This window comes from Collimonas sp., assembly GCF_035566555.1.
GTDB lineage: Bacteria > Pseudomonadota > Gammaproteobacteria > Burkholderiales > Burkholderiaceae_D > Collimonas.
On record NZ_DATMRB010000204.1, the window covers coordinates 19,693 to 27,850 of the forward strand.

Genomic DNA, 8,158 nt, shown 5'->3' on the forward strand with positions numbered 1-8,158 from the left:
CACCCATGGCTGGCCGGCCTTGATACTGATCGGTGCTTCCTTGAACCGCGTAACAGAACGTACATGAAAGCAAAAGAAGCACCCCCGTTTCGATCCGCGATACGGCAGCCAAGAAAATTCGGGGTAACTGAATCAGCACAGGTGGCTCACAGTTTGTGCTGAAACTGTACGTAAAAAGTACGGCCCGGCAGCGGAAAATCGAAAGGAATGTTGCCTGGAGCGAAGCTAGGCTCCCGGGCATCTCGATTAAACACGTTTAGCACCAATGCGCTGACGCTCCAGTTGCCAATCAATTTCTCCTTGCGTAAATTCAGATCCAGGGTGGTGTAATCGGGAATCTGGGGACGGCTATCGCCCGGCTGCCGTTTGCGGTCGAGCACGCGATCAATGGTGCCGCCAAATTGCCACAGGGGCGCGAAGCGCCAGTCGGCACGGCCGAACCAGCGCTGGTGAGGCGCCAGGCCAGCATCCTGGCCGGTGGTCTGATCAGTGGAATGTTGCAACGAATAACTGCCGGAAAGTCGTAGGTTGCGTGTTGCATCCCAGGTTGCTTCCAGTTCCAAGCCACGACCGGTTTGATCGCCGGTATTTTGTGCTGTCGATCCGGTCGAAGGATCAGAATTCGGTACAAATTGAATGATGTTGTGCATGCGATAATAAAACAAACTCAGATTGGTTTGTAGCGTCTGAGTCGGCTGCCACGAGAACGCCAGTTCGCGCGTGGTAATGGTTTCCGGCTTGAGGTTGGGATTGCCTATGGTGACCGGATTGTTGATGCTGTACTGCTCGGTGAACGACGGTGCGCGGAACGCGCTTCCATATAAGGCCTTGATTGAAAAATTATAAGCCGCGTCCCACACCAATGCCAGGCGCGGATTGACAGTGTTCCCGAAATCGGAATAGCGATCCTCTCGCACTCCAGAAGTCAGTGTCCAGTCTTTCGCCAGGGTCCACTCGTCCTGCGCAAACACGTAGCTGATAGTACGTTTGTGAGGGGTCAGGTATACGTCGCTGCTGCCGCTTACGTCAACGACGCTTGTTAGCGGAACGAACTCGACCCCAACTCCGGGAACCGCCACTATCCTGAAGTTCTTACTCTCGCTGGTCTGATACAGGTTTTCAATCCGATAGCCCGCACCGAGCCGGATCCGATGTTTGTCGAACCCGGTATAGAAGCCGGACAGGCTGAATTGACTGTCGCGCTCAGCATGTCCCGGGTTGCCGATAACGCCATTCGGAAAAGCCCCCGCGAAGGCTCCCGGCGGGAACAGCACCGTTGGCGGCGACGCCGGCAACTCGTTGACATCTTTCACAGACGCTTGCGCCGTGATGTCCCAATTGCGAAAAAAATTTGGATTGGAATATGTCAGGTCGGCATTCCAGCGTTGCGCCCTTACCCGCGCATCCGGATCAAGGCTGTTTGCCAAACCGACGCCCGTGCCGATCTCCTGTTCCTGGTAACCTGCACGAAACCGCCATAGGTCATAGGCGACATCAACTTGCATGTCCAGACTGTTGCGCATGAGTTGCTCGTGGCCAGGGGATAGCGAAGCCTGAGTTCCGAAAATCTTATCCAGGCTGGTTTGCGCATCAGCGTCTATTGTTCTATTTGCGCCGCCGGTGTGGCCTGCCTCAAAATAGATAGCCACATCCAGCGGTCCCATCTTACCGCCGTGCTGGAACCATGCATCGTGCGTGTCGAATGATCCGACCCTTGCTCCATACCCTGTGCCATTGATGTCGGCTGCGGTCTTGGTAATGATATTGATGACCCCGGCGAACGCATCGGCGCCATAGAGCGCAGATCCAGGGCCGCGGATCACCTCGATACGGGCTATAGTCTGGATCGGCACGCCACCCCAGGCAAAGTCGCGGTTGCCGAGAAAAGCATCGTTGATGGGGATGCCATTAACCAGCATCAATGCCTGAGGATTGTATAGCGTGGTGATGCCGCGGAATGAATAGATCGGGTCGTTGTAAAGGCCGGAGTAAGACACATGCAAGCCCGGTACGCTTTCCAAAGCCTGATTCATATTGGTCGCCCCCATCGCCTGGATATCCTGGGCCGTGATTACCGAGGCTACCGCCGGCGCCCGAGAGATATCTTGCTGGCTGCCGGTGGCTATACTGACGAACGCTTTGTTGCCGTAAGAAAGCACCAAATCGTCTTCGTCGGGATTTTGCTCAGCCGCCGCCACGGCGGCGCTCAAGAACAGAAGGGCCGCACACGGGATTTGAGAATGCCAGCGGTTTTTCATTGCTGCTCCATTCGGTGGAACTCAGATATCTTCGGAAGACGTCACGCCGCTATTTTTCCTGCCCTGCATCACCCGCCTCATTTTTTATTTTTGCTGCCATCGCCGTCGTCCTGGTCCTTGGTAATGCAGCTGCGAGCAGCGCAGCGGAAATGTCGCTCCCTCAGGGCGTTCACTCGCCTCCAGATAACAAGGCGGCATGCCTGCCATAAACGAAGGAAGCAGGAATAAATAGCACTCTCGCGGCGAGAATCCCATATCCAGTGGAATCGCCACGACTACGGCAGCGTAGTTAATCGGTAGCCGTCGCCCCAATCGGGACAACTCCCGCTCAATGTCGAAAGCAAGCCGCAGATAAGGACCCTGCGCTATTTTTTCGCTTTCCATGCGCGCGAGAATCGCTGGAATGCGCTCGTCCACCTGCAATGTCGCCACGGGACGGCCGTATCCCAGGATGCGTCGATGCAGCTGCAGCTCTTGTTGCAGCACTGCTTCCAGAGATTCGCCTGCATTTATGCGGTCATAGGCCCGGACCAGGAAATCTGCCGCGGCGAATTCCGGTTGCCATCCATAAATGCTGGCCTCCGAAACTGCGATGGCGGCGGCGATGCCAAGCGCACCGGTGCTGCGGGCGCTACCGGCCAGGGCAGCAACGCGATTGTTCCACAATCGGGGATCCGGGTAACTGGTATAAGTCCAGAGAGCATGCAGGACCGCTGTTTGTTCCGGCGAATAGCGGCGACCGGTAATGCCAAAGGCATACAGCGCTATCCAATCCATGTCTTTCAGATCTGCATGCAGATCGTGTCCGCGAAACACCGCTCGTTCCCCCGGAAAACACGCCCCCATCCGCGTACGCAAGGGACCTTCATAGTCCAGCAAGATATTGTTCACGCCCGCTCCTTAGGGTGAGCAGGGCCTGGGTCGTTTTCCAAATCCAGTTCAAAAAAAGGAAACTGGCGGAAACCCTGCCTTCCTTGTTCCAGAGCATGGGCGGCTGCCCCGGGCAGCCGTAGCAGCAAGGTCAGCATCTCACCTTCGCTGGCAGAAAAATCGATGTCGGCAAGCGCTGCGGCGGTTACACCGGTCATTGCGAGTGGATGGCCGGCTATCTTTTCTAACGCATCTCGTTCTTGAAACAGCCAAGCCAGGTGGCCTGCGGGCATCATCGCCACCAAATGCGAAAGGGTCTGGCGCACCGGCTTTGCACAAGTGTTTCCATAAGGAGCGAACCCTGGAGGATGCTCCGGTTCCGGCCATACTTGTAGACGGGTAGGAGCAGCCGGACTAGTAAGAGCGGTGCGCCATTTTGCAAGTTCATTCCCATTCTTCTTCCATGCCTCCAATGCCAGGAAGATTTCCCGCGCCCCGCCATGTGAGCCGGCGCCGACAGCGAGCGCAGCCATGAGTGCCGAAGCGGCGGTCGAGCCGCCGACCCCGGCCGCCATCGCAGCATGAACGGAAGGATCACGCGGGCCAGGGTTGGCCAAGGCTATGGCGAGTATCTCCAAGACCGCGGTCACGGCGGGTTCCGGACGCTCGCCTTTGAACAGGAGATACAGGTATTCGATGTAACCGATCTTGCCGAGCAGATCTCCATAGACATCGTAGCCGCGGCAATAGCAGGCTGCGGCAGTAAATGGGTTATCAAGTTCAGCTTCTTCTTGCCAGACACCGCTGTGGATGCTGTGCGGGCTTTCTTTATCGTTCATCTGATTCCCCATTCGAAAAAGCTACTAAAGCAGGCTCATGCCGCCATCGACAATGATTTCCTCGCCAACTATGTAAGCAGCGTCGTCCGATGCTAGAAACAAGGCAAGCTTGGCTATCTCCAGAGGCTGACCGAAACGCTTGCTCGGAGATTTCTGTGCAATCTCGGCTTTTATGCCATCGGCCACGCCTGGCGGCAGGCCGAAGCGGTCAAATATCGGCGTGGCGATGGGGCCGGGACTGATCGCATTGATCCGGATGCCACGACTGATCAGCTCTAATCCCAGCGATTGCACCAGGGAACGCAGGGCGGCCTTGCTGGCGCCGTAGACGCTGAAATTCGACGCCCCCAATTGGTTCGCAATGGAAGTGGTGACGATGATTGATGCACCGGCACGTAACAGCGGCAAGGCTTTCTGGATCGTGAAAAATGCGCCTTTTAAGTTGGTTCCCATGATGTCGTCGAACATCGTCTCGGAGACCAATTCCACCGGTGCCGCCGTGGCGATGCCGGCGTTGACAAACAACACATCCAGGTGCGTGAAGTGGCGCTCGATTTGCTGCATCAAGGATGCTATTTCAGCCAGATTCCCGCTATCGCTGCGGATCATCAGGACGTCGTCGCCCAGCGCGTCCCGGGCTTGCGCCAAGCCATCTGGATCGCGCCCGGTAATCGCCAGGCGGGCGCCGTTCTCCAGGAATAGCTTGGCGCTTGCCAAGCCGATGCCGCTCGATCCACCGGTGATGAGGACGGTCTTGCCTTTCAGTTTTTCCATCTCAATTCCCTATAGATTTCCGGCTAGAACCCGCATGCGAACATTCATTGGTGGAACCTCGTCGCGGTCGATCAGCACGTCCAGCAGGGTCGGGCCCGGCCGCGCGCACATCGCGGCGATATCCAACTTGGCAAGATCTTCAGGCGCATGAATGGAATGCGCTGTGGCTCCCATGGCACGCGCCATGGCCGCGAAATCGGTGGGCGGCAAGTCGCATCCGATATGCTCGGCTTCCGCCAGACGCTGTCCATGCTTGACCATTCCCAGCGCCTGGTCGTTGAGAACGACGAAAATGACGGACAGCTTTTCGGCGACCGCCACCGATATTTCCTGGCCATTCATCAAAAAACTGCCGTCTCCGGTAACGCATACCACCGGCATTTTTGGATTGCCGATGGCGGTGCCGATGGCGCCGCCGATAGCCCAGCCCATCGGTGCAAAATTCATGATGACCCGCAGCCAGCCGCCATAGGTCCTGCGCCGTCCCGGCGCCCGGACGCTGCCTCCGCCGCCTTGACGTCTTTCGGATATGCGCCTGTCCCGGGGTTGTAAGTAGTGAATCGCCCAGGCAGCGCTATTGCCGGTATCGGCAAGGAAACGCGTGGTCGGCGGAAACAGCCGGCTTAATTCGCGCATCAGCCGTTGCGGCAGGATCGGTATGGCGCTGCTCTCGTACTTTTTAGGAGCAAGCAGCATAGTCTCCGGCTCCCAGTGGTCGCTATGCTGTTTGCGCGCGAAGCGCCGCTGTTCATACTCGAAATTGCCGGAGCGACGAACGTCCTGCATATGTTTGACAAGTCGATTGAAGATCGACAGGATCCGTCCTCGCATGTGAAAGCGCGCCATCGGGGTCTGACTAAGATGCTCCTCGGTATCGTCGATGTGCACCAGCCGTGAATTGAGCAAGTCATCGCTCCAGCCGCCGCTGCTCCACTCTCCCATGCCAGTGCCAATCGCCATGATCAAGTCCACCGACTTGTCGCGTATGGCCGTCTCGGCAGAAGCGTGGCCAGCGAACCCGAATACGCCGCGGAAAAGCGGATGACGTGGGCTCACCAGGCCCTTGCCGTCTGGCGTGGTGATCACGGAAGCGCCGCTCAGATCGGCGAACTCTAGTATGGAGCCAATGGCCTCACAGCATCCCACCCCAATCAGCAAAACGATATTTTCGGCTTTGGAAAGCATCATGAGCAGCGTAGCCAGCGCTTCATCGTCTACCGACGATGACGGCTGCAAGAGAGCCTGCAAGTCGTAAGAAGGGGCTAGTTGTGTATTCGGGCTTCGGAACACATCGACAGGTATGCTCAGGTGGACTGGTCCGGCAGGTGCGCGGATGGATCGCTGCAAGGCAGTCACGAGCTTATTTTCGAACTGCTGCGGATGGGATACCAGGGAGTTGTAATGCGTGCAGTGCTGCAGCATGCTCAGCGTATCGACGCCGGTGCAAGTTGATTCTTGCAAAGGATGTTTGCCGAACGTCGGCAAGGCTGGCTGCGCTGTGATCACCAGCATGGGAATATTGTTATCGTAGGCACAAGCCACGCCGGTAATCAAATTGGTGGAGCCAGGACCGGAGGTGGCGCAGCAGACGCCGATTTTTCCTGTTTCACGGGCATAGCCGTCGGCCATGTAGGCCGCCCCCGCCTCGTGCCGCGCCAGAACATGGCGAACCCCGCCCCTGCGGCTACTTCTTGCAAGGGCATTGAAAAGAGGTTCAATGGCACCACCGGGGATACCGAAAACACATTCGATTTCCATCTGATCCAGATAGGCCACTAGCAGATCTGCTATGACCATGGGCGGTTCGAAAGGCCGCTCCCAATTCGTCCTCTGCATATCGCCATGCAACGGAAAAGTATCAGCACCCATATCAAATCCCTCTCGTGATGGCGGGCAGATTGCTGCGGTCCGTCGATGCGCATTGAATTTTTTTGCGAGGCCATGTAGAAGATAATTATTTCCACGTGGAAATAGAGTGTAGTCTTGTCTTAACAGATCGCAAAGCAATGAATCCGATTTAGTCGCTTCAACAACGATCCAGACCAAGAAGATATGCACTCCCAGCAATTAGCCTCCTCCCAATTGAACAGATAAATATGTGAGATGGCACAGGTGGAAAATGTTGATCGGCACTTGTTGCAAGTCTTGTGCTATTTGCGAAACATTTCCACCTATCAATATTGACAGCTGTTTTTCTGATGTCCGATGCATTAGTGTCAATAAGCGGTTAATGGTTATTGAACTGCCCTGCCATCGGACGCAACCCGCTATTCACTAGGGGAAGACCAGTCATGGTTATGCCACGCCACTGGCGTGCAAGACCTCGCACGACGGTTATGAACTGCTTTGACAGTGATCTTTCTGGCCGACTATAGACATAAGGTAACTATTACCATGACTGTGCGGACAGACTTGAAGTCAATTTGCTTTCCCAGGTCGACAGAGCCTGTGACGGGTTGCTTTCAGGAAGCGAGGCCTGCGCGCGCTTTTACACAACATGGCAGTAACTCATGTTGGCCTATTCTTCATTACAGGCAATGTGGCAGAGGTTTTTTCTTCGCACGCTTTACGGCTGTCTCTTCGCAGCAACTGGGGTTCACTTTGATTGAGCTTTTGATCACGATCGTCATTGCAGCAATCCTGATGGCGCTTGCCATGCCGTCATTTAGCTCCATGTTGATGAACAATCGTTTGTCAGCCCAGGCAAATGCATTTGTGAATGCCTTGAATTACGCCAGGTCCAATGCGCTCACCCAAAATGTTAACGCGCAGGTATGTCCGCTAGGCGCTGCCGGATCCGTGACTTGTGGAACCAACTGGGGCGCAGGTTGGATCGTCATCACGCTGCCGGCTACGGGAACAAGTGTGCTGCTGCAAAGCCATCAGGTCGGGCCGCGCGATCCAGTACTGTCCGCTGTCGCATTTAATGGCGCAACGGCCAGCGGGATCACTTTTGATCCCCGAGGATTAGCCACCACGCAATCCAATTTCAAGATTTGTGACAGTCGCGGGGCAAGCTACGCCCGTTCATTGCAAGTGATTGCCACGGGATCCGTGCAGCAAGGCCCCACCCCGGGTCAGGCAATTTGGGGAGGGGCATTGGTATGTCCTTAAAGCGAGTTACGATGAATTTGCAAAAAAAATCCCGACGGCACTTCGGATTTGCTTTATTGGAAGTCCTGATCGCAGTGGTGGTATTGGCGTTTGGCATGCTTGGCATAGCGGGACTGCTGCTGACGGCGCATAAAGCCAATAGTTCGAGTTACATCAAGCAGCAGGCAGTGCAGTCTGCCTATGACGTCATCGATCGTGTTCGTGCCAACCGTCAGGTAGCTATCAACGGCGGCTACGCGATCAACAATGTCACGACTGGCGGCGCGCCGGTCATTCCGACAGCGGCATCTCCGGATTGCAGTG

At 56.0% G+C, this 8,158-nt stretch carries 7 protein-coding genes; 2 read left to right on the plus strand and 5 right to left on the minus strand.

Annotated elements, in window-relative coordinates; translation table 11 throughout:
- Positions 1-146 precede the first annotated feature (146 nt).
- From VNZ65_RS25320 to VNZ65_RS25340, 5 genes are all read right to left on the minus strand, one after another.
- A complete protein-coding gene (locus VNZ65_RS25320) occupies positions 147-2,258 on the minus strand; it encodes a TonB-dependent receptor (RefSeq protein WP_325674077.1) in 2,112 nt (703 codons plus the stop codon).
- Between the two features lie 84 nt (positions 2,259-2,342).
- Complete coding sequence (locus VNZ65_RS25325; RefSeq protein ID WP_325674079.1) at positions 2,343-3,149, minus strand: hypothetical protein; 807 nt, start codon at positions 3,147-3,149, stop codon at positions 2,343-2,345.
- Positions 3,146-3,967: a citryl-CoA lyase gene (locus VNZ65_RS25330; RefSeq protein ID WP_325674081.1), complete on the minus strand. Its 822-nt coding sequence runs from the start codon at positions 3,965-3,967 to the stop codon at positions 3,146-3,148. The genes VNZ65_RS25325 and VNZ65_RS25330 overlap by 4 nt, the downstream gene beginning before the upstream one ends.
- A gap of 24 nt (positions 3,968-3,991) precedes the next feature.
- Positions 3,992-4,741 (minus strand): SDR family oxidoreductase, encoded by a 750-nt coding sequence (locus tag VNZ65_RS25335; protein ID WP_325674083.1) that lies wholly within the window; start codon positions 4,739-4,741, stop codon positions 3,992-3,994.
- A gap of 9 nt (positions 4,742-4,750) precedes the next feature.
- On the minus strand, positions 4,751-6,799 hold the full coding sequence (locus tag VNZ65_RS25340; protein ID WP_325674089.1) for a thiamine pyrophosphate-binding protein: 2,049 nt from the start codon (positions 6,797-6,799) through the stop codon (positions 4,751-4,753).
- 336 nt (positions 6,800-7,135) lie between these two features.
- On the opposite strand from VNZ65_RS25340, the gene VNZ65_RS25345 reads away from it, so the two are divergent.
- Together VNZ65_RS25345 and pilV are read left to right on the plus strand one after the other, a co-directional pair.
- A complete protein-coding gene (locus VNZ65_RS25345; protein WP_325674091.1) occupies positions 7,136-7,855 on the plus strand; it encodes a GspH/FimT family pseudopilin in 720 nt (239 codons plus the stop codon).
- An 11-nt stretch (positions 7,856-7,866) separates the two neighbouring features.
- Positions 7,867-8,158 (plus strand): type IV pilus modification protein PilV (gene pilV, locus VNZ65_RS25350; protein ID WP_325674085.1); only part of this gene is annotated, 292 nt, incomplete at its 3' end.

What these genes read in the sequence shown, in the direction of transcription:
- VNZ65_RS25330 (WP_325674081.1), bottom strand. Translation starts at nt 3,967, where the DNA reads ATGAACGATAAAGAAAGCCCGCACAGCATCCACAGCGGTGTCTGGCAA.
- VNZ65_RS25320 (WP_325674077.1), bottom strand. Translation starts at nt 2,258, where the DNA reads ATGAAAAACCGCTGGCATTCTCAAATCCCGTGTGCGGCCCTTCTGTTC.
- VNZ65_RS25335 (WP_325674083.1), bottom strand. Translation starts at nt 4,741, where the DNA reads ATGGAAAAACTGAAAGGCAAGACCGTCCTCATCACCGGTGGATCGAGC.
- VNZ65_RS25345 (WP_325674091.1), top strand. Translation starts at nt 7,136, where the DNA reads ATGACTGTGCGGACAGACTTGAAGTCAATTTGCTTTCCCAGGTCGACA.